A 19,931-nucleotide genomic window follows, 5' to 3' on the forward strand; every position below is an offset into this window, starting at 1 on the left:
GCTAGTGACGGCCTGAAATGTCGACGCCTTCACCCACCCCCTCTTCGTCCACGGGTTTCTCGGATACCCAAGCCCAGCTCTCCGCCACCCTCCGCGCGCTGTCCGCGCGGCTGCCCGAATCCCTGACGGTGCGGGAGTTGATGCAGGCGTGTGGTGAGCAGGGCCTGCTGCTCTTCTGCTGCATCCTGACCTTCCCCTTCCTCCTGCCCGTGTCGATTCCGGGTGTGTCCACGGTGTTCGGCCTGCTCATCGTCCTCATCGGCGTGGGCGTGACGTTCAACCGGACGCCCTGGCTGCCCCGGAAGCTGCTGGACAAGCCGCTGCTGCGCACCAACCTGGCCCCGGCGTTGGACAAGGGCGCGGACGTCTTCACCAAGTACGTGGACAAGATGAGCAAGCCGCGGCTGCTGGCGCTCACGCACGGCTCCAGCACCAACCGCTTCAACGGCTTCATGCTCTTCTTCGCGGGCGTGCTGCTGATGATGCCGTTCGGCCTGATTCCCTTCAGCAACACGCTGCCCGCGCTGGCCGCGCTCTTCTTCGCCATCGGCATCCTGCAGCGCGACGGCTACTTCATCCTCATGGGCCACGGGATGACGGTGGGGTCGCTCACCTACTTCACCGTCATCATCTACGGCGCCGTGCAGGGGGGCCGCAGCCTGGCCAGTGTCTTCGGCGGGGGCTGAGCCCGCGCCTGGGTAGTGGCTGACCTGCCGCCCAGGCTCGCCTTATTTGCCCGGTGAGCCGGGGATTACGGTGCGTCTGGAATCAGTCCTACCGCCGCCAGGGGTTCCCGTTATCATCGGGGGCGGGCGGCCCCCCTCTGATGCGGCAATTTCCTCATGAAACCCGGCACCGGCCGGAGGATGCGACGCGTCGCCACGCGGAAGGGGAGGTCGTGGGCGGGCGCTACCGCATCCTCGGCTTCCTGGGCCGGGGCGGTGCGGGCACGGTGTGGCGCGCGCAGGACCTGCTGGCGGGCCCCGTCGCGGTGAAGCGGCTGCACCAGACGCTGGAGGACCTGGCGCGGCTGCCGCGGCTGCCCGAAGGCGAGTACACGCCGTCTTCCATCGCCCGGCATGAGCTGGCGCTGTCGCTGGCGCACGAGTTCCAGACGCTCGCCTCGCTGCGCCATCCGAATGTCATCAGCGTGCTGGACTACGGCTTCGACGCCGAGCACCGGCCCTATCTGGCCATGGACCTGCTGGAGGACGCTCGGCACCTGGTGCAGGCGGGCACGGGGCAGCCACTGCGTGTGCAGGTGGGGCTGCTGGTGCAGACGCTGATGGCGCTGGCGTACCTGCACCGGCGCGGCATCATCCACCGCGACCTCAAGCCCGCCAACGTGCTGGTGGCCCACGGGCAGGTGAAGGTGCTGGACTTCGGCCTGGCGGTGGGGCGCGAGCACGTCCACCACGCGCAGCCGGGCGGCACGCCGGGCTACCTCGCGCCGGAGCTGTTCGAGGACCAGCCGCCCTCGGAGGTGACGGACCTCTTCAGTGTGGGCGCCATGGCCAGCCAGATGATGTTCGGCCGGCTGCCGCATGCCGGACAGGTGCCCTCGCCGCCGGACTTCCCCCCCGCGCTGAAGGCCGTGCTGGAGCGGCTGGTGTCGCCGGACCCGAAGCTGCGGCCCCGCAGCGCGGACGCGGTGATTGCCGAGCTCTGCGCCGCCACCGGTGAGCCGGTACCGCCCGAGTCCGCCGCCACGCGCGAGAGCTTCCTCCAGGCCGCGCGCTACGTGGGCCGGGTGGAGGAGCAGGCGCGGCTGTCCACGGTGCTCGAGTCCGCGATGGTGGGCCGCGGCGGCGCGTGGTTGGTGGGTGGGGAGAGCGGCGTGGGCAAGTCGCGGCTCCTGGAGGAGCTGCGCGCGCTGGCGCTGGTGAAGGGCGCGGTGGTGCTGCGAGGCCAGGGCGTGGCGGCGGGTGGCAGCCCGTACCAGGAGTGGCGTCCGGTGCTGCGCTGGCTGGCCATCCTCACCACGCTGAGTGAGCGCGAGGCCAGCATCCTCAAGCCGCTGGTGCCGGACATCGAGGCGCTGTTGGGGCACCCCGTCGCGGACCCCGCCGAAGTGGGCGCGGACATGGTGCAGGCGCGGCTGCTCCAGGTGGTGGAGGACGTGTTCGCGCGGCTGACCCAGCCCGTGGTGGTGGTGCTGGAGGACCTGCACTGGGCGGGTGATGAGTCGCTGCTGCTGCTCTCACGCCTCGCCACGCGGGCGTTGACGCTGCGCCTGTTGCTCATCGGCAGCTTCCGGGACGATGAGGCGCCTTCGCTTCCCTCGGCGCTGCCGGGCCTGTCACTGCTGCGGCTGCCTCGGCTGGACGCTCGGGAGGTCTCCATCCTCAGTGAGTCCATGGTGGGGGCACCCGGGGCCCGGCCCCACCTGGTGGACCTGTTGCTGCGCGAGACGGAGGGCAATCCCTTCTTCCTCGTGGAGGTGGTGCGGGCGCTGGCGGAGGAGGCGGGAGGGCTGGACCGGCTTGGCGACATGGCACTGCCGGAGCGCGTCTTCGCAGGCGGCGTGCGCAGGCTGGTGCAGCGGCGGCTGGAGAAGGTGCCGGTTCCTTCGCGGGAGTTGCTGCAGGTGGCCGCCATCGTCGGGCGGCAGGTGGACGTGCCGCTGCTCCGGCAGGCCGCGCCGGATGTGGACGTGGAGCACTGGCTGACGGACTGCGCGGCGGCGGCGGTGCTGGACGTGGCGGATGGGCGCTGGCGCTTCGCGCACGACAAGCTGCGCGAAGGGGTGCTGGATGATTTGCCCGCGGACGCGCGGCCCGCATTGCACCGGCGCGCCGCGCTGGCGATGGAGGCGGCGCATGGGCAGCGGGCAGAGTGGACGGCGGCGCTCACCTACCACTGGGGAATGGCCGGGGACGCGCTGCGTGAGGCTCGCTATGCGCTGCGCGCGGGCGAGGATGCCCTTCGCGTGGGCGCCTGCCGCGAAGCACTGCCGTTCCTCACCCGGGCGCTGACTCGGGTGACTGAAGTGGGTGGCGACGCCATGACGTTGGGGCACCTGGAGGCACTCCTGGCGGAGACGCGCTTCCAGTTGGGGGAGCTCCAGTCCTTCCGTGAGCATGCGGAGCGCGCGCTGCGGCACTTCGGCTGGCCCGTGCCGTCCAGCCGGATGGGCTGGGCGCTGGGGACGCTGGGGCAGGGCCTGCTGCGGCTGGCGCAGAGCTCCCGGCCGGAGGACTACGACGAGGAGACGGAGGAGCAGCGGCGGGTGCGGCGCGTGGCGGGTCGGCTGTTGATGCGGCTGCTCGATGCGTTCATCTATGCGCACCAGGCGCTGCCCGTTCTCTGGTCCGGCCTGCGCGCGCTGAACCTGTGCGAGCCGGCGGGCGCGTCGCCGGAGCTGGCGCGGGGCTACACGAGCATGGCGGTGGTGGCGGGCACGCTGCCCATCCGGTCGGTGGCGGAGACGTGGTCCCGCCGCGCGTTGGAGGTGGCCGAGCGCGTGGGCAACCCCGCGGACCTGGCCTTCGTGCTGTGCCGCAACGCCGTGTATGGCGCGTACGTGGCGCGGTGGGCGGAGGCCGAGGCGTGGCTGGAGCGGGCCATGGGTATCGTCGACTCGGTGGGCGACGTGCGGTTGGCGGAGGAGTGCCGCGCGCTGCTGACGGTGGTGTCGTGCTACCAGGGGAAGTTCGCGCGGGGGCTGCCGCTGATGGAGTGGCTGGAGCACTCGGCGCGGCGGCGCGGGGCGCTCCAGACGGAGCACTGGGCGCTGCACTACCAGGCGCACATCCATTTGCGGCTGGGCGACTACGCGAAGGCTCGCGCCGCGCTGGCCCAGACGCTGGCGTGGACGGAAGCCCAGGGTGGGCAGACGGACCGCATCATCGTGGAGGGGACGCTGGCGCTGTTGCGGCTGCGTGAAGGGGACGTGGAAGGGGCCCGGGCCGCGGCGGACCAGGCGCTGGCGAGAATGTCGTCCGGCAAGCCCGTGGCGCACTTCGTCTACTTCGGCGTGATGTCGGTGGCGGAGGTGCTCCTGTCGCTGTGGGAGCAGGGCACGGATGCCTCGCTGGTGGCGAGCGCCAAGGCCGCGCGCCGAGAGGCGGAGGTCTTCGCCAAGGTGTTCCCCTTCGGTGAGGCCGCGGCGCGCTTGTGGCGTGGGCGGGAGGCCTGGCTGGACAACGACGCCACGCGGGCCTTCGAGGCGTGGCGCCGGTGTGTCGCTGTCGCATCGAGGAAGGGGCAGTCCTTCGAGGAGGCCCACGCGCGGGTGGCGCTGGCCAGGCACCTGCCATTGGAGGACCCGGCACGGTGGGTCCATCAGCAGCGCGCGGTGGAGTTGTTCTCCCGGCTGGGCATGCGGGATGAGCAGGCCCGCGCGGAGGCGCTCGCGCGTTCATGAACGGTGTGCGCGTCCGGGACGTGGCGTTGCTGGCGTGTCCCGCATGTGGTGGGGTGCTGGTGTTCCACGGGCTCGAGGCGGATGGATGCATCCGCGACGGGTGGCTGCGCTGCGGTGGCTGCGGCGAGGCGTGGAGCGTGGCGCGCGGCATGGCGCGGCTGTATCGCGAGGACGCGGTGCGCGGTACGGACCGGCTGATGCGCGTCATCTACGACGGGCTGCCGGTGTTGCATGACCCGCTGACGACGCTGCTGACACCGCTGTTTCAAGCTGTCTCGGAAGCGCGGATGCGCGCGGGGTACATGCGCCGCGTGGAGCTCGGTTCGTTGACGCCGCACGAGGACGGGAGCCCGGTGCGGGTGCTGGAGGTGGGGGTGGGCTCGGGGGCGAACCTGCCGCTCCTGCGTGACGGCTTGCCGCCGGGGCTCGACGTAGACGTGTGGGGCGTGGACCTGAGCGAGGGCATGCTCAAGCACTGCAAGCGGCGGCTGCGGTCCGGAGGTCATGCGGGCGTGCGACTGATGATGGCGGATGCGCACGCGCTGCCGTTCCCGGATGGGTCGTTCGACCGGGTGTTTCACGTGGGAGGCATTGGCGGCTACCGGGCACCCGAGCGGGCCCTGGCGGAGATGGCGCGCGTGGCGAAGCCGGGCACGCCGCTGGTGGTCGTGGACGAGCAGATGGATCCGGCCTTCCGGCCCTCGCTGTTCCAGCGCGCCGCGTTCCGCGCGATGACGTTCTACTCGTGGGATCCACACTGCCCCCGGGAGCTGCTGCCTCCCGGCGCGTTCGATGTCACCGAGGAGCAGGTGGCGCCGTTTTTTTACTGTCTGTCGTTCCGGATGCCGGAGCAAGACGCACGGGCCTGACGGCCGACGCACATGTCTGCATTGAAGGAGATGCAGAGCCCTGTCGCTCGGCCAGCGGAGAGGGCTGACCTCACGGATTCAGCACCAGGTCCAACAGCCGCAGCGTCATCCCACCGGTGAAGTCGATGGTGGCTCCGTTGAACCAGCCCGCCTCCTCACCGGCGAGCACCGTGACGAAGCGGGCCACGTCCTCCACGGTGCCCATGCGTCCCGCGGGATTCATCCTCGCGTGGGCCGCCTCCAGGCGGGCCAGGGCCGCGGGCGAATACACGTGCTTCAGCGCGGGCGTCATCACCGTGCCGAACTTCAGCAGGTTGACGCGGTGTCCTCGCGGTCCCAGCTCCATGGCCAGGTAGCGCACGTACATCTCCAGCGCCGCCTTCGACGCGCTGATGAGCCCTGTGTTCCCCAGGTGCGTTTCATCCAGCGGGTTCTGCAGACCGAGAAGCCGGGCCTCCGGCGCCAACATGTCTTCATTCACCAGGGCCTGCACCCAGAAGACGAACGAGTGCGCCATCGTGTCGAAGGTCCGGCGGATGCGCCGCGCGTGCAGCCGGTCCTCGCCCTCGGACAGGAATCGTCCCACCGAGGCCCCCGCAATCGAATGCACGAAGAGCTTCACGCTCCGAGGCCCGGCGACCTCCCGCAGCGCCGCCACGCCCGCCTCCGCGGCCTCTGGAGACGACGCATCCGCCTGCCACAGCACGCCGCGTCCACCGGCGTCCCGAATCCGCTGCTCCAACTGCACGGCGCCGTCCGGGTACCGGCCCCGGTGGACACCGAAGACATCCAACCCGGGCTTCCGAGTCACCGCCTCCGCGATGGCCGCGCCCGTGCCAGACGAAGCTCCCAGGATGAGCGCCCACTGTCGCGCCTCGGAACCCTCACCTTCCCTCATTGCACTGCCTTCCGTGTGCTGCCCTTGTCCACGTCGCGAGCCCTGTCGAGCAGCCGCTGCACCGCGTCCGCCACTTCCTGATGCACCGCTCGCATCGCGTCCCGGTTGCCCGAGTCGAAGCCTGGCTCCAGGTGGCGCGTCAGCGGCTCGCCCACCCACTGCGTCATCTTCACGGGGAAGGGAAGCGACAAGGGCCAGAGGCCCGTGGCGCCCACGCCCAGCCACAGCGGCAGCCGCGCGGGCATGCCCACCCGCCGGCCCAGCGCGTACCCGTCGTTGAGTCCCACGTACGCGTCGTCCATGCCACTGCCGCCCACGGGGACAATCGGCAGCCGGTAGCGCACCGCCAGGCGCAGGTAGCCCATGCGCTCGCCCCAGTCGACGCGGTAGCGGTGGCGGAAGTCACGGCAGCCCTCGCGCGTGCCTCCTGGCTGCAACAACACATGCTCGCCGCGCGCCACCGCCTCCGCCAACCGCGGGTCATCCCCCGTGACGAAGCCCAGCCCGTCCGCCACCGCGCGCATGCCCGGAATCGAATCGAACGCGCCGTGCGCCACGCCGTGCGGCAGATAGCCCAGGCGTTCGTGGAGCGTCACCGTCAGCATGCACAAGTCAAAGGCCAGGGGGCGCCCGTGGTAACCGACGATGAGCTTCGCGCCGGGACGGAGCAGCGGTTCCAGGTTCACCACCTCGTAGCGGTGATACCGGCGCAGCAGCCGGAACGCCGTCAGCCAGGCCCTCAGGGGCCAGCCGCCTGCCTGTGTCATCCGCCCACCTGGTACAGCACCGCGCCGTGAGCCACGCCCGCGCCCACGCCCACCAGGAGGATGCGGTGCCCTGGCTTCACCGGACGCGTGCGCAACAGCCGGTCCAGACTGGTACCCAGCGAGGCCGAGCCCACGCTGCCCACCGTGTCCACCACGCGCACGCTCCGTTCCGGTGACACCTCCAGCGCCTGGAGGATGGCCTCCAGCATGCTGCCGTTCGGCTGGTGCGTGAGCACCCACTCGACATCGCGAAGGGCCACGCCCGCCTCGTCCAACGCCGCGCGCGCCGCCCGCACCAGCGCGTCCAGCGCGACGCGGGTCATCTCCTGGCTGGGCGTCAGGAAGCGCATCCGCTCCAGCTTGCCGGTGGCCGTCGGGTTCTCCAGCACGACGTCCGTGGGCAGCGTGCCGTCATTGCCCAGGGCCACGCCCAGGACACCTTCTCCCGAACGGCCCGCGCCCAGCACGGCGGCGGCGGCGGCGTCGCCCAGCACCAGGTAGGGGCGGGGCTCCTCGGGCGTGGTGGTGCGCGACAGCAGCTCCACGGACACGATGCCCACCGGCCCCAGCCCCGTGGCCACCGAGCGCGCCGCCAGGTCGAAGGCGCTCAGGAAGCCCATGCAGGCGTTGCTCAGGTCCATCGCGTCGCAGCTCCCCGACAGGCCCAGCGCCGCTGCCACGCGGTTGGCGGTGGCGGGCGTGGTGACGTCACCGCCCATGGAGCTGACGCAGAGGATTCGGCGCAGGGCCCGGGCCTCCAGTCCCGCCGCGTCCAGCGCGCCCCGCAGCGCCTGCGCCGCCACGTCCGCGGCCTTCGTCCCCGGTGGCGCGAAGTGGCGGGTGAGGATGCCTGTCTTCCGTGTCACCTCCGCGGCGTCACGTCTCACGCGCGCGCACAGCTCCGCGGTCGTCACGGCGGGGCCGGGAAGGACACTGGCCGTGCCCAGGATGCGAACGGGAATCATGCGGCTTGCTGTCCTCCTGGATGCGCGTGGGCACGGGCACCCCGGGCTTTGACCTGGAGCCAGTGCTGCTTCATCTCCTCCAGCCGCTTCGCGAGCGACGCATCCGCCGCCGCCCGTCCGAGGATGTCCCGGGCCTTGGTGAACTCCATGGCGGTCAGCAGCGGTGCCTCCGCGGATTGGATGTCGTAGCGGACGTCCGCGAGCAGGCTCTCCACGTCCCCACTGCGGTGCAATAGCAGCACGCCGCTGGCCGCCAGGTCCAGCGCGCGGGCCACTGGATTGAGCCCCGCCAGGAAGCGCCCCAGGCCGGACTGCCGCAGCGGGGACGCGTGCCGGACGCCGAAGGGGAAGATGTTGCTGGAGAAGATGACGTCCGCGCCCGCGTTCAACAGCACGTGTGCGGGCACCATGCTGGTGAAGGCGCCGTCCACGTACCGCGCGGGAGGCACCACCGTGGGGCCCCAGATACCCGGCGCCGAGCCGCTGGCGCGCACCCCCAGGGCCACTGGCCCCTGCTCCAGCGCCACGCAGTCTCCGCTGGTCAGGTCCGTCGTGACAGGCAGGAAGCGGATGGCCAGCTCCTCCAGGCAGAGCCGGCCCAGGTCCTGCTCCACGAAGCGCTCCAGCGAATACGTGGTCACGATGGCGGCCGTGGCGGCCAGGGAGAGCTGCCAGCTCATGGCCCGCTCCTCCAGCCGTCGCAGTCCTTCCAGTCCGTCGTGCCCATCCAGCGCGCTGCCGCAGAAGTACGCGCCCACCAGCGAGCCCATGCTGGCGCCGCTGACGATGTCGATGGGCACGCCCTGGCTCACCAGCCAGCGCAGGATGTGGACGTGGTAGAAGCCCCACACGCCACCGCCACTGAGCGCCAGGCCCACGCGCCGGTGGGTGAGGGCTCGGGCCCAGCGGGAGAGCGCGTCCCGCTCGGCGGGGCTCAGCACCGTGGCGTCCAGCGGACGGTCATCCACGAGCACCCGTGCCATCCTGTCCAGGCTCAGCCGCAAGGGGCAGGGCGGCAGCCACTGAGGATGCAGGGACTGGCCACTCAGCTCCGATGCGCGTGACGCACGGCGAGGCTCCACCACCACGGTGGGAAGCACGCGAGGGGCCGACGCCTTCCGCGCGTCCAAGGTCGTCACCAGCCGCGCCGTCTTCCCCGGCATCCCAACGTCCGCCACGCTGCAGCCGTCGAGCAGGACGTAATGGAGGTCGTGCTCGGCCGTGAGCCGTTGGAGCACCGATGGGGCCAGCAGGCCGGGGCCACCAGCTTGAGCTGGAGGCAGCGTGGCGCGCAGGACGCCATCCGCCCCCTTCGTGACGGGCGCGCCATGCTCGCCCGGTGCGCTCCGGAGCAGTAGCACGCGGTCGCCGAAGTCACGGTGGATGACCTTCGCCACCAGCTCGATGAGGGAGGACAGGGGCGCGCCGCGCACGTCGCTCTCGAAGGCGATGACCTCCGCTGGCGGACGGGGCCGCTCCTGCACGCCGGTGGGCGCGTGCAGCAGGCTCGCGACAGCGTCCTTCGGAAAGAAGAGGCCCTCGGAGTCCGTCGTCGCGCGGATGGTGAAGGCGTTGCTGCCGCTCGACAGCGCCTCCAGCCCCAGGGGCGTGCCGGGCTGGAGCGTCATCAGGAGTGCGTCACCGCGCAGGACCTCCAACTCGCCCTCCAGGAGGAGGGAGAAGCCCTCAGGGGGCTCGCCTTCCCGGCACAGCACCTCGCCGCGAGCCCAGGACACGTCCTGGCCCTTGCCCAGCAGTTGGAGCAGCGCGGTGTTGCCATGGTGCCGGAGCCCGGGCGCACGTTTGAGCGCATAGAGCCGCTGGCGCCGCCGGTCATCGCGTGACGGGAAGTGAGACATGGCACCCCGCAGGATAACGAAGCCCCTCCGGCGGGGCATCCGGGGGGCCCCCAGGCCCCAGGTCAGCACTCAGGGTGCGTGGGGCTCCGGTGGGCGCATGGTGGGTGGCGGCGTGTTGACATCACCCTGCCGGCGGACGCGGAGCCTGGCGGCCTCCATCACCACGTACAGCACGGGGATGAAGATGAGGTTCACGAAGGTGGACAGCAACATGCCGCCGAACACGGTGGTGCCCAGGGACTTGCGCGCGGAGGCCCCCGCCCCCGAGGCCAGCATCAGCGGCACCACGCCCATGAGGAACGCGAAGGATGTCATCAGGATGGGCCGCAGGCGCGTCTGGGCGGAGTGAATGGCGGCGTCCACGACGCTCCGGCCTTCGTGGCGGAGCTGCTCGGCGAACTCGACGATGAGGATGGCGTTCTTGCTGGCCAGCCCCACCAGCATGACGAGCCCGACCTGGCAGAACACGTCGTTCTGGAGGCCGCGCAAGTTCTGCAGCCCCAGCGCGCCCAGCATGGCCACGGGGACGCCCAGGAGGATGATGAGGGGCAGGGCGAAGCTCTCGTACTGCGCGGACAGCACCAGGAAGACGAAGACGACGCCCAGCCCGAAGATGACCAGCACGCTGCGGCCCGCCTCCTTCTGCTCCTGGGACAGGCCCGTCCATTCGAAGGTGTAGCCCACGGGCAACGTCTTGCGCGCCACCGCTTCCATCGTGTCCAGGGCCTGCCCGGAGCTGGAGCCCGGCGCGGCCTGCCCGTTGATGGTCGCCGAGCGGTACAGGTTGTAGTGCTGGATGTTCTGCGCGCTGGTGATGGGCCGCACCTGCACCAGCGACTCCAGCGGCACCATCTCGCCCTTCGCGGAGCGGACGTAGAGCGCGTCGATGTCGCGCGGCTCGTTGCGGAAGGGGACCGCAGCCTGCACGTACACGCGATACACGCGGCTGGCGAAGGTGAAGTCATTCACGTACTGGCTGCCCAGGTAGACTTGCAGCGTGGAGAAGACGCCATCCAGCGGGACGCCCATCGCCAGGGCCTTCTCCCGGTCCACCTGCACGTCCAGGAGCGGCGTGTTCGCGGTGTAGGAGGAGAAGACGCCGCGCAGGCCCGGGGCCTGGCTGGCCGCGCTCACTAACATGTCCGTCGTCTGCGCGAGCTGAGCGAGCGTTCGGCCGCCTTGCTGGTCCTCCAGCACGAACTCGAAGCCGCCCACGCTGCCCACGCCGCGGATGGCGGGGGGCTCGAAGGGCAACACGCGCGCGCCGCCAATGGCCATCAGCGGGCGTCGCAGGCGCTCCACCAGTCCCGCCACGCTCTGCTCCGGCCGCTTGCGCTCGTCCCACAGGTGCAGGTTGACGAAGAGGGTGCCGTAGTTGACGCCCGTGCCGAGCAGCGAGAAGCCGCCCACGGTGAAGATGTCCGCGACCTCCGGCTGCTGGCGCATCACGTCCTCCGCCTGGAGCAGCACATTGCGCGTGTAGTCCAGCGACGTGCCCTCCGGCCCCTGCACGGCGATGATGAGGTAGCCCTGGTCCTCGCCCGGGATGAAGCCCGTGGGCGTGAGTCGGTACACCAGGATGGTGCCGGCCAGACACAGCACGAAGGCGATGACCACCGGCCAGCGCAGCGGTCCGATGAGCTTCGCCAACATCCGGCCGTAGGCGTCGCGGAACGCGTCGAGCCCCCGGTCGAACATGCGGAAGACCTTCCACTTCTGGCCTTCGTGGGGCCGCAGCAGGATGGCGCACAGCGCGGGAGACAGGGTGAGCGCCACCAGCGCGGACAGGCTGATGGAGAAGGCCAGGGTGAGGGCGAACTGCCGGTAGATGATGCCGGTGGTGCCGGGGAAGAAGGACACCGGCACGAACACCGCGGACAGCACCAGGGCAATGGCCACCAGCGCGCCGGCCACCTGCTTCATGCTTCGGTGGGTGGCCTCGCGAGGGCCCACGTTGTCCTGCTCCATGGTGCGCTCGACATTCTCGATGACGATGATGGCGTCATCCACCACCAGGCCCGTGGCCAGCGTGAGGCCGAAGAGCGTCAGCGTGTTGATGGAGAAGCCGAACGCGTTGACGAAGAGGAAGGTGCCCACCAGCGATACGGGCAGCGTGGTGGCCACCACCAGCACGCTGCGCCAGCCGTGCAGGAAGATGAAGATGACCAGCACCACCAGGAAGATGGCCTCGCCCAGCGTCACCAGCACCTCCTCGATGGAGGCCTGCACCGCCGCCGTGGTGTCGAAGGCGCGCTGGTAGCGCATGCCCGGCGGGAAGTTGCCCTTCAGCCGCTCCAGCTCGGCGATGACGCCGTCGCGCACCTCCAGCGCGTTGGAGCCGGGGAGCTGGAAGATGCCCAGGCCCACGGCCTCGCGGCCGTTGAAGCGCAAGAGCTGTCCGTAGTTCTCCGCGCCCAGCTCCGCGCGGCCCACGTCCTTCAGCCGCACCAGCGAGCCGTCCGGCCCCTGCTGCACCACGATGTTGCCGAACTCCTCCGCGGACGTGAGCTGCCCCAGCACGCGCACCGTGAACTGGTACGTCTGTCCCGGCGGCGCGGGCGGCTGTCCCACCTGTCCCGCGCCGATTTGGACGTTCTGCGCGCGCAGGGCGTTCACCACGTCCGTGGCGGCGAGCCCACGCCGCGCCAGCTCCGAGGGGTCCAGCCACAGCCGCATGGCGAAGCGCCGCTCGCCGAAAATCCGCACGTCCCCCACGCCCGTCACGCGCAGCAGCGCGTCCCGGATGAAGACGTCCGCGTAGTTGCTGAGGAAGCCCGTCTCGTAGCGGTTCTCCTGGTCGAACAGACCGAAGGCCATGAGCAACTGCGTCTGGGCCTTGGTGATGGTGACGCCCAGCGCGTTGACGGCGGCCGGAAGCTGCGCGGACGCGGTGGCCACGCGGTTCTGGACGTCCACCGCGGCGATGTCCAAATCCCGTCCCGGGTCGAAGGTGACGGTGATGGTGCTCACGCCCGTGTTGCTGCTGGTGGAGGAGATGTAACGCATGCCCTCCACGCCGTTGAGCTGCCGCTCCAGCACGGTGGTGACGGCGCTCTCCACCGTCTCCGCGGAGGCGCCGATGTACGTCGCCGTCACCTGCACCACGGGCAACGACAAGTCAGGGTACTGCTCGATGGGCAGGTTGGGGATGGAGATGGCCCCCACCAGGGTGATGATGATGGACACCACGCTGGCGAAGACGGGACGGCGGATGAAGAAGTCGGTGAACATGGCGGCCCCTCACTGTTCCGGCGGGGTGCCGCCGTCGGTCCCGCTGCCGCCCACGCCCTGAGGTGGCTTGCGCGAAGGGGCCTTGGGTTGGATGGGCTGGCCATCGCGGAGCATCTGGATGCCGCTGAGCACCACGGGCGTGCCCGCGTCCAGTCCGCCCGTCACCTCGTAGTCATTGCCGGAGACGAGCCCCAGGCTCACCGGCGCCCGCTGCGCCACGGTGCCCGCGTCCGAGTCCCGCACCACGAAGACGAAGGACTGGCTGCTGATGCGGGTGACGGCGGCGGTGGGGACGCGCAAGGCCTCTCGCGTGGCATAGACGACCCGGGCGCGCACGAACTGTCCCGCGCGCAGGCCCACGGTGTTCTCGAAGACGCTGCGAATCTCCACCAGTTGCGTGGTGGCGTTGGGCGTGGGCGCCACGAAGAACACCGGCGCGGACACCACGAGCCGGCCCTCCGGGTCCAACACCTCCACTGGCGTGGTGCCCACCCGGACGGTGCCTGCCCGCTCGACGGGAATCTGGACGGACAGCTCCAGCGTGTTGCTCTGGTCCAGTGTGGTGAGGGCCGTCTGCTGCGTCACGAAGTCGCCCACGTTCACCGGGTAGTCACCCACGATGCCGGCGAAGGGCGCGCTCACTTCGTAGAAGCCGAGCTGGACCTCCTGGGCCTGCACCTGGGCTTCGATGGCGCGCGCGCTGGCTTCGGCTTGTAGTGCCTGCGCCACCGCCTGGTCATAGTCCTGGCGGCTCTGGAGTCCCTCCTTCAGCAGTTGCTCACTGCGCTTGCGCGTCTGTTGGGCGTACTCGCGCTGCGCCTTGGCGGCGGCTTGCTGCGCCTGGGTGGCGCGCAGGCCCGCGCTTTCTCGCCGGGGGTCCACCACGAGCAGCACTTCACCCTGTTCGACGCGTGCTCCCGGCTTGAGCGGAATCGACTTCACGTAGCCAGCGACCTGCGGATAGACGATGATGCTGCTGCGGGAGATGAGCGCGCCCAGGTACTCGTTGGACTCGCGCACCTCGGCGGGGGCCAGGCGCTCCACCTCCACCGGCATGGGCTGGTTCGTGGCCGCCTGGCCTCCCTGCGGCCCCGGGTCGCCCTGCGAGCGGCAGCCCACGAGGAGCAGAACGGCGAGCCCCATGCTCCACGTCCTCACCAATCGCATGCCGCCTCCGTGAGAAACGCCGCGACCCGTGCCTGCTCCAGCTCGAACTCGCGCACCACGAGCAGCAGCTCCGCCTGGCGGAGGTCCGACGCTGTCTGGATGAGCTCCAGGCTGGTTCCCGTTCCCACCTCGAAGCTGCGCCGGGTGAGCCGGTCATTCTCCTCGGCCAGGGCGCGTCCCCGGCCCGCGATGCGCGTGGCCGCCTCCGCCACCTGTACGGCGCGCCGTGCCTGCAGCACCTCCACCGAGGCCGTGCGCTCCAGCTCCACCAGTCCCTGCTTCGCCACCTCCACGCCCGCGCGCGTCTGCCGCAGTTGGCCCTCACGCGCGCCGCCATCCCAGAAGGGCAGCACCAGGCTGGCGCCGATGTTCCACACCGGCACCGTCACGAAGCCCTCTTCCACGGTGAGGGCCAGGGTGGTGCTGGTCAGCGCGAGCGTCGGGGCATAACGCGCCTTCACTTCCGACACCTGCCGCTCGGCCAGCGTGCGCCGTGAGCGCGCCACCGCGATGTCCGCGCGCCGGTCGAGCGACTCCAGTTGCTGGCAGTCCCGCCGCGAGTGCTGGAGCAGGGTCTCCAACTGGACGCCCCGGGCCAGGCCCACGCCTCGAGGAATGCCCAGCACCAGTCCCAGTGTCTCACGGGCCTTGCGCAGGGACTCGTCACCCAGGACGACGAGGTTGCGCGCCGTCTCCGTGTCCTGCTGCACGCGCACGACGTCCAGCCGCGTGCCGGCGCCCAGCTCGAAGCGACGCTCCGTGAGGGCCAGCCGCTCCAGCGCGGTGCGGAGGTTGACGCGGTTGACCTCGGCCATCCGCTCCTGCGCGGCGACGAGCACCAGTGACTGGGCCAGCGCGCTGGTGAGCTGGCGCCGCGTCTCCGCCAGCGACAGGTTGGCGGTGCGCCGGGCCTCGCGCGCGGTGCCCAGCGCAATGATGGATGAGAGGCTGAACAGGGGCTGGGTGGCGTTCAGCAGTCCCAGGAAAGGCGGGCGGGTGAGGCCCGGGGACTGGGCGCCTCCGACGTCGCCGCCAATACCGCCTCCCACTCCGCCGCCACCGCCGCCACCACCCAGGAGCGGCGTCGCGTCGGGATTGAGCACGTTGTACTGGACGGAGACGGTGCCGGTGAGCGTGGGCAGCAACGCGGCCAGGGCGATTCGCTGCACGCCCGCCGCGGATTCCACCTGGGCCAGTGCGGTGTACAGGCGGGTGGAGCGCTGACGCAGCAGGTGCATCGCCTCGTCCCAGGTCGCCACCTGCATGTCGGCCGGGGGAATGGGCTTCAGCAGTGGGTCGGACACCGGGAACCGCGGTGGCTCGGGTGTCTCCGGGGAGAGGGCGGGAGCGCGGGCCGCGGGTGGCTCCATGCCCGCGTCGGTGCCGGGGCCCGCCTGGGCCAGCAGGAGACTGGAGGTGTGGGACAGCAGGGCTGCGAGCAGCAGGGCATTCATGGGAGCGCGCGCACAGGTAGGAAGCGCGTTGCCCAGCCACCACGGACGGCGGGGCTGCCCTGCGTCTGGTGGACAGAAAAAGGGACGGGGCTGCGTGTCAGTGCATGAAGAAGGGCAGGACAGGCAGTCCGTGGGGCAGGGCTGCTGTCATGCACGGCCTCCGGGGGCGATGCGACTGCACAAGCTTGGACAACAGCTCAGGACTCCGCGTCCCAGACGTAGTCGAAGCGCAGCATCCCCGTGAGGGTGCGTGCATCCGTCAGCACGCCCGCGAAGCCTCGCGCGTTGACGGACTCGCAGTCGAGGTTTGCGATCATGTCGAACGAGGGGCCCAGGATAGGCCAGCCGTTCGCCCGCGTGGTCGTACGGGTCGGTGTCCGGCCCGTCCTCCGCCGTCATCTCCAGTCGCAGGGCGGCAAGATGCAGACCTCACCGGGGCTGGTGCAGATGCCAAGGTGCTAGACAGGGCGCTCCGTGTCGCTGCATCACGGAACCCTCATGGATGGCGCATCCCTGCGCCCTTCCACCGCCGCCTTGGAGTCGGAATGAGAGTGGAAGAGTTTCGCCGTGCCCTCGACAAGCGGAGCGCCTCTCGTGGGCTGGAGGTGGTCTTCCACCCACCCGCTTCAACCGAGGCACTCCAGGCGCTCTCGGAGCGGCTTGGCGGACCGCTTCCATTCCAGGTCGAGCTCTTCTGGCGCGCGCATGATGGACTCGTCGTGCGGGAGCCCGCGCTGAGCGTCCTGCCCTGTGCGCAGTGGGTTCCGGTGGGTGGCTTCGTGCATTTCGCCACGTTCGACGGCCAGCATCGGCTGGGCTTCGACACCCGGAGCCGGAATGCCGCGGACCAGTGGGACATCGTCCATGTCGATACCGGAGACTGCGTGACGCTGACGATGGCCAGCTTCTGGTCCAACAAGGTGTTCGCGTGGGTGGACAAGCGCCGGCCCATCTGGGAGTCCCAGGGGGGCATGCCGCCGTGCGGCGCGAGTTGACGCTGAAGCGTCCAGGGAGCCAGTCTTCCGGTTGATGCTCAAGCTCCAGTGGCTCCAGGTCCACCAGTTTCGCTCCGTGAAGCCCGGGACGCGGTTGCTCTTCAGCCCGTCCCTCAACGTGCTGCTCGGAGAGAACGGCACCGGAAAGTCCACGCTGCTGGACCTCGCCGCCGCCGTGGTCAGCTCGGACTTCACGCCGCTGCGGCATGAGGCCTTCGACCTCGAATATGCACTGGCCGCGGACACCGGCCGCATCACCGTGCGCGTGCGCAACGTGCCCTCGGGCGCGGAAGGCACGAGCGGCCTGTCCATGGACATCACCGTGGCCCCGCGCGACATGGCCTGGCCGCTGGTCATCCACCGCGAGGGCCAGCAGCTCCGCGTCTCCCGCGAGGACGACACCGCCGACGTCGTGCATGAGCGCATTGCCCCCGAAGTCGGTGGCCGGCTCTGGCTCGTCCTGATGTCGGGCGGCATCGCCTGGGTGGAGAAGACGGGCGAGGGCACCGCCGCCGTCGAGCCGATGCTCGCCATGGCGCGCGAGGTCTCCGCGCAGGCCGACCTCCGCCGCTTCGACGAGGGGCTCGCCCACTTCGACCAGCTCTGGCGCGCCGAGCTGCGGCTCTCCCGTCGAACGGAGGGCGTGCTCGCCACGGGCACGGGCGTGGCCTCGGAGGACCTGCTCGATGGCCTGCGCAAGGTCGCCGCCACGCAGTGGGGCGCCGCCCGCTACGTGCTGTCCTCGGAGAGCGTCCCCTTCCTCCGTGACGCCGCCCGGCTCCTCGGCTTCGCGTCCGCGGAGGCGCTCCTGTCCCCGCTGGAGACCCAACCTCAGGGCAAATACGAAACGCTGTCCCTGGGAAACCTGGACCTCTGCTTCGTCACCGCCGCCGGCCAGCGCCTCTCCGCCCGTCAGCTCGGCTACGGACAGAAGCGCCTGGTGGCCTTCCTCCACTACTTGGCCCACGCCCGCGCCGTCGTCATCGCGGATGAGGTCGCGCACGCCTTCCACCCACGGCAGGTCCGCGCCATCCTCGAGCAGCTCGAACCCCGGCAGGCCCTGCTGACGAGCCAGAGCCCGGAGCTGCTCGATTGCCTCACCTTCGACTCGCCCGAGCAGGTGCGCTCCACCTTCGTGCGCTGCCGCCGCGAGGAGGACACCGGCCGCCTCGTCTGGGAGAACCTGTCCCCCGACGCCGCTGAGGACTTCTTCACCGCCTGGCGCGCCGAGCCCCGCCGCGTGGGCGAGCTGCTTCAAGCCAAGGGTCTCTGGTAGCCAGTCGCGTGGACCCCGAGGGCAGCGGGACGTCAGCCGGCCAACGGCTCCGCGAAGAGGTGTACCCGTCCGTGCGTGCCGCTCGCCTATCCTCACCAGCCGGGGAGGGTGCCGCGCATGCCGATGCTGACCGTCAACAGAACGGAGCTGTACTACGAGGACTCGGGTGGCACGGGCGTGCCCATCGTCTTCAGCCACGGCTTGCTGTGGAGCTGTCGCCTCTTCGATCCGCAGGTGGAAGCACTGTGCGGACGTTACCGCTGCATCGCCTATGACCACCGGGGCCAGGGCCAGAGCGTCGTGCCTCCGGCGCGCGTTATCGACATGGAGACGGTGTACCTGGACGCGGTGGCGCTCATCGAGCGGCTGGGCGTGGGGCCCTGTCACTTCGTGGGCCTGTCCATGGGCGGCTTCGTTGGCATGCGCATCGCCGCGCGGCGTCCGGACCTGCTGCGCTCACTGGTGCTGATGGAGACGTCCGCCGACCCGGAGCCCCTTCACAACGTGCCGCGCTACACGCTGCTCAACCTCACCGCGCGCCTGGCGGGCCTGCGCCCGGTGGCGGACCCGGTGATGCGCATCATGTTCGGCCGCAGCTTCATGACGGACCCCAACCGGGCCGAGGAGCGCAGCCGCTGGCGCACGCGCCTCATGGAGAACCGCCGCGACATCTGGCGCGCCGTCAACGGCGTCATCGAACGGCGCGGCGTGGCCCATGAAATCCCACACATCCGCGTGCCCACGCTCGTCGTCGTCGGCGCCGAGGACACGGCCACCGTCCCCGCCAAGGCGCAGCGCCTGCACCGGCTCATCCCCGGCTCACGCCTGGTGACCCTGCCGCGCGGAGGACACTCCTCCACCGTGGAGGAGCCCGCGCTCGTCAATGCCACCTTGGGAACATTCCTGGACGCGCAATCCGAGACGCGGACCTCCAGGGCGGTGTGATGGATTGCTGCCAGCGGGAACGCGAATCCCAGCTCAGCGTGACGTCTTCCTGCTGTCAGTCGCCCGCGTCACGGGCGAGAGGAGCTGGGCCCAGAAGCGCCGGGGAAACGGCTCTACGAGCCCGAGCGGATACTGCTCGGGCCCGGTGGGCCGGTGGTAGGTGCCGAAGAGCCAATCCGTCCACGGCGCGAGGTTGCCGAAGTTGTGTCGTGTGTGCCGTTCGCGCGCGTGGTGCCAGTGGTGTAGTTCGGGCGCGCCGAAGAGGAAGCCCAGGGGGCCCAGCGGCAGCCGGACGTTGGAGTGGATGAAGATGGCCCACATTCCGCGGAAGGCGATGAGCATCGCCAGCGTCCCGAGCGGAAAGCCCATCATCATCGCGGGGAGGTTCACCACCAACTGCGTGAGCAGTCCGTCCACGGGGTGCTCGCGGTGCGCGGCGAGCCAGTCGAGGTGCTCAGCGGAGTGGTGGACGGCGTGGAAGCGCCAGAGGAAGTCCACCTGGTGTGACAGTCGGTGGAAGCCGTAGACGAGCAGGTCGCAGAGCACCACCGCTTCGAGTGCCTGAAGCCACCAGGGCTGGCGTGCCACGGCGGCCTGGAACCCGGTCAGGACGTCCACCTGGCAGAGTTCCTTCACGTGGCTCAGCACGAGCAGCGCCAGCGGCGCGAGCACCAGGTACTGCGCCACGAAGTAGGCGAGGTCGGTGCGGAAGGCAGGGCGCAGCAGCGGCTGTCCCGGCCGCGCGGCCCAGGCCTTCTCCAACGGCCAGAAGACACACGCGAGCACCCCGAAGGAAATCGCGGCCCCTCCGCCTAGGACCTCCAGGCTCATCACGGCGTGGCCGGGGGCGCAGCGTCACCGTCATCGTGGGCGTGCAGGCCGCCCTCCGGCATGCCGAACAGCGGGCGGATCTTGGTCCCACCGAAGAAGGTTCCAGCCGCCGTCAGCACCACGAAAACCAGCAGGACGACCGCGAGGACCACCGTCACCGTACGAAGAACCTTGCTGCCTTGTGATTGCATGGACACGTGTACTCCCGTTGTCCGGGAGGCTACACCATGCGTGCCATTCGAACGCAAACGCACGACATCTCAGCGGCTGAGAACACATCCCGACCGCATCCGGCAGGCCGCCCAGCG

At 70.4% G+C, this 19,931-nt stretch carries 15 protein-coding genes; 6 read left to right on the plus strand and 9 right to left on the minus strand.

Annotated features, from left to right (window positions below):
* Positions 1–17: 17 nt before the first annotated feature.
* From FMP39_RS22885 to FMP39_RS22895, 3 genes are read left to right on the plus strand one after another with little or no spacing between them, the layout of a single operon-like run.
* On the plus strand, positions 18–686 hold the full coding sequence (locus FMP39_RS22885) for an exopolysaccharide biosynthesis protein (RefSeq protein ID WP_011557171.1): 669 nt from the start codon (positions 18–20) through the stop codon (positions 684–686).
* A gap of 53 nt (positions 687–739) precedes the next feature.
* Positions 740–4,366: a serine/threonine-protein kinase gene (locus tag FMP39_RS22890; protein ID WP_141592387.1), complete on the plus strand. Its 3,627-nt coding sequence runs from the start codon at positions 740–742 to the stop codon at positions 4,364–4,366.
* The gene (locus tag FMP39_RS22895; RefSeq protein WP_141592388.1) at positions 4,363–5,235 is read left to right on the plus strand and encodes a methyltransferase domain-containing protein; all 873 of its coding nucleotides are present in this window, start codon (positions 4,363–4,365) and stop codon (positions 5,233–5,235) included. Before FMP39_RS22890 ends, FMP39_RS22895 begins: the two co-directional genes overlap by 4 nt.
* A 70-nt stretch (positions 5,236–5,305) precedes the next feature.
* On the opposite strand, the gene FMP39_RS22900 is transcribed toward FMP39_RS22895, so the two are convergent.
* From FMP39_RS22900 to FMP39_RS22930, 7 genes are all read right to left on the minus strand, one after another.
* Positions 5,306–6,133 (minus strand): SDR family NAD(P)-dependent oxidoreductase, encoded by an 828-nt coding sequence (locus tag FMP39_RS22900; RefSeq protein WP_141592389.1) that lies wholly within the window; start codon positions 6,131–6,133, stop codon positions 5,306–5,308.
* Positions 6,130–6,900, minus strand: a complete 771-nt coding sequence (locus FMP39_RS22905; protein WP_141592390.1) for a lysophospholipid acyltransferase family protein — start codon at positions 6,898–6,900, stop codon at positions 6,130–6,132. The genes FMP39_RS22900 and FMP39_RS22905 overlap by 4 nt, the downstream gene beginning before the upstream one ends.
* Positions 6,897–7,865 carry a 3-oxoacyl-ACP synthase III family protein gene (locus tag FMP39_RS22910; RefSeq protein ID WP_141592391.1) on the minus strand — a complete coding sequence of 323 codons (969 nt, stop codon included), beginning with the start codon at positions 7,863–7,865 and terminating at the stop codon, positions 6,897–6,899. The genes FMP39_RS22905 and FMP39_RS22910 overlap by 4 nt, the downstream gene beginning before the upstream one ends.
* Positions 7,862–9,724, minus strand: coding sequence for a patatin-like phospholipase family protein (locus FMP39_RS22915; RefSeq protein ID WP_228558250.1), 1,863 nt, complete (start codon positions 9,722–9,724; stop codon positions 7,862–7,864). Before FMP39_RS22915 ends, FMP39_RS22910 begins: the two co-directional genes overlap by 4 nt.
* Before the next feature lie 69 nt (positions 9,725–9,793).
* Positions 9,794–12,955: an efflux RND transporter permease subunit gene (locus FMP39_RS22920; RefSeq protein WP_141592393.1), complete on the minus strand. Its 3,162-nt coding sequence runs from the start codon at positions 12,953–12,955 to the stop codon at positions 9,794–9,796.
* A gap of 9 nt (positions 12,956–12,964) precedes the next feature.
* A complete protein-coding gene (locus tag FMP39_RS22925) occupies positions 12,965–14,122 on the minus strand; it encodes an efflux RND transporter periplasmic adaptor subunit (protein ID WP_141592394.1) in 1,158 nt (385 codons plus the stop codon).
* Positions 14,110–15,576, minus strand: coding sequence for a TolC family protein (locus tag FMP39_RS22930; RefSeq protein WP_141592395.1), 1,467 nt, complete (start codon positions 15,574–15,576; stop codon positions 14,110–14,112). Before FMP39_RS22930 ends, FMP39_RS22925 begins: the two co-directional genes overlap by 13 nt.
* Before the next feature lie 545 nt (positions 15,577–16,121).
* Between FMP39_RS22930 and FMP39_RS38125 the strand changes: the two genes are divergently transcribed.
* The 3 genes from FMP39_RS38125 to FMP39_RS22945 all read left to right on the plus strand — a co-directional run bounded on the left by FMP39_RS38125 (position 16,122) and on the right by FMP39_RS22945 (position 18,792).
* Positions 16,122–16,571, plus strand: coding sequence for a hypothetical protein (locus FMP39_RS38125; RefSeq protein ID WP_228558252.1), 450 nt, complete (start codon positions 16,122–16,124; stop codon positions 16,569–16,571).
* 34 nt (positions 16,572–16,605) lie between these two features.
* Entirely contained in the window at positions 16,606–17,847 is a 1,242-nt protein-coding gene (locus FMP39_RS22940) for an AAA family ATPase (protein WP_141592396.1), read from the plus strand.
* Positions 17,848–17,964: 117 nt separating this feature from the next.
* Positions 17,965–18,792 carry an alpha/beta fold hydrolase gene (locus FMP39_RS22945; RefSeq protein WP_141592397.1) on the plus strand — a complete coding sequence of 276 codons (828 nt, stop codon included), beginning with the start codon at positions 17,965–17,967 and terminating at the stop codon, positions 18,790–18,792.
* Between the two features lie 33 nt (positions 18,793–18,825).
* Here the strand turns inward: FMP39_RS22945 and FMP39_RS22950 are convergent, their stop codons facing one another.
* Complete coding sequence (locus FMP39_RS22950; RefSeq protein WP_228558253.1) at positions 18,826–19,623, minus strand: sterol desaturase family protein; 798 nt, start codon at positions 19,621–19,623, stop codon at positions 18,826–18,828.
* A complete protein-coding gene (locus FMP39_RS22955) occupies positions 19,623–19,814 on the minus strand; it encodes a hypothetical protein (RefSeq protein ID WP_141592399.1) in 192 nt (63 codons plus the stop codon). The genes FMP39_RS22950 and FMP39_RS22955 overlap by 1 nt, the downstream gene beginning before the upstream one ends.
* Between the last annotated feature and the right edge of the window lie 117 nt (positions 19,815–19,931).

Source organism: Myxococcus sp. AB056 (genome assembly GCF_006547365.1).
In the GTDB taxonomy this organism is placed as follows: Bacteria; Myxococcota; Myxococcia; order Myxococcales; family Myxococcaceae; genus Myxococcus; species Myxococcus virescens.

Coding starts and splice junctions, on each gene's coding strand:
- FMP39_RS22885 (WP_011557171.1), top strand. CDS start 18: ATGTCGACGCCTTCACCCACCCCCTCTTCGTCCACGGGTTTCTCGGAT.
- FMP39_RS22895 (WP_141592388.1), top strand. CDS start 4,363: ATGAACGGTGTGCGCGTCCGGGACGTGGCGTTGCTGGCGTGTCCCGCA.
- FMP39_RS22900 (WP_141592389.1), bottom strand. CDS start 6,133: ATGAGGGAAGGTGAGGGTTCCGAGGCGCGACAGTGGGCGCTCATCCTG.
- FMP39_RS22905 (WP_141592390.1), bottom strand. CDS start 6,900: ATGACACAGGCAGGCGGCTGGCCCCTGAGGGCCTGGCTGACGGCGTTC.
- FMP39_RS22910 (WP_141592391.1), bottom strand. CDS start 7,865: ATGATTCCCGTTCGCATCCTGGGCACGGCCAGTGTCCTTCCCGGCCCC.
- FMP39_RS22915 (WP_228558250.1), bottom strand. CDS start 9,724: ATGTCTCACTTCCCGTCACGCGATGACCGGCGGCGCCAGCGGCTCTAT.
- FMP39_RS22920 (WP_141592393.1), bottom strand. CDS start 12,955: ATGTTCACCGACTTCTTCATCCGCCGTCCCGTCTTCGCCAGCGTGGTG.
- FMP39_RS22925 (WP_141592394.1), bottom strand. CDS start 14,122: ATGCGATTGGTGAGGACGTGGAGCATGGGGCTCGCCGTTCTGCTCCTC.
- FMP39_RS22930 (WP_141592395.1), bottom strand. CDS start 15,576: ATGAATGCCCTGCTGCTCGCAGCCCTGCTGTCCCACACCTCCAGTCTC.
- FMP39_RS38125 (WP_228558252.1), top strand. CDS start 16,122: ATGAGAGTGGAAGAGTTTCGCCGTGCCCTCGACAAGCGGAGCGCCTCT.
- FMP39_RS22940 (WP_141592396.1), top strand. CDS start 16,606: ATGCTCAAGCTCCAGTGGCTCCAGGTCCACCAGTTTCGCTCCGTGAAG.
- FMP39_RS22945 (WP_141592397.1), top strand. CDS start 17,965: ATGCCGATGCTGACCGTCAACAGAACGGAGCTGTACTACGAGGACTCG.
- FMP39_RS22950 (WP_228558253.1), bottom strand. CDS start 19,623: ATGAGCCTGGAGGTCCTAGGCGGAGGGGCCGCGATTTCCTTCGGGGTG.
- FMP39_RS22955 (WP_141592399.1), bottom strand. CDS start 19,814: ATGCAATCACAAGGCAGCAAGGTTCTTCGTACGGTGACGGTGGTCCTC.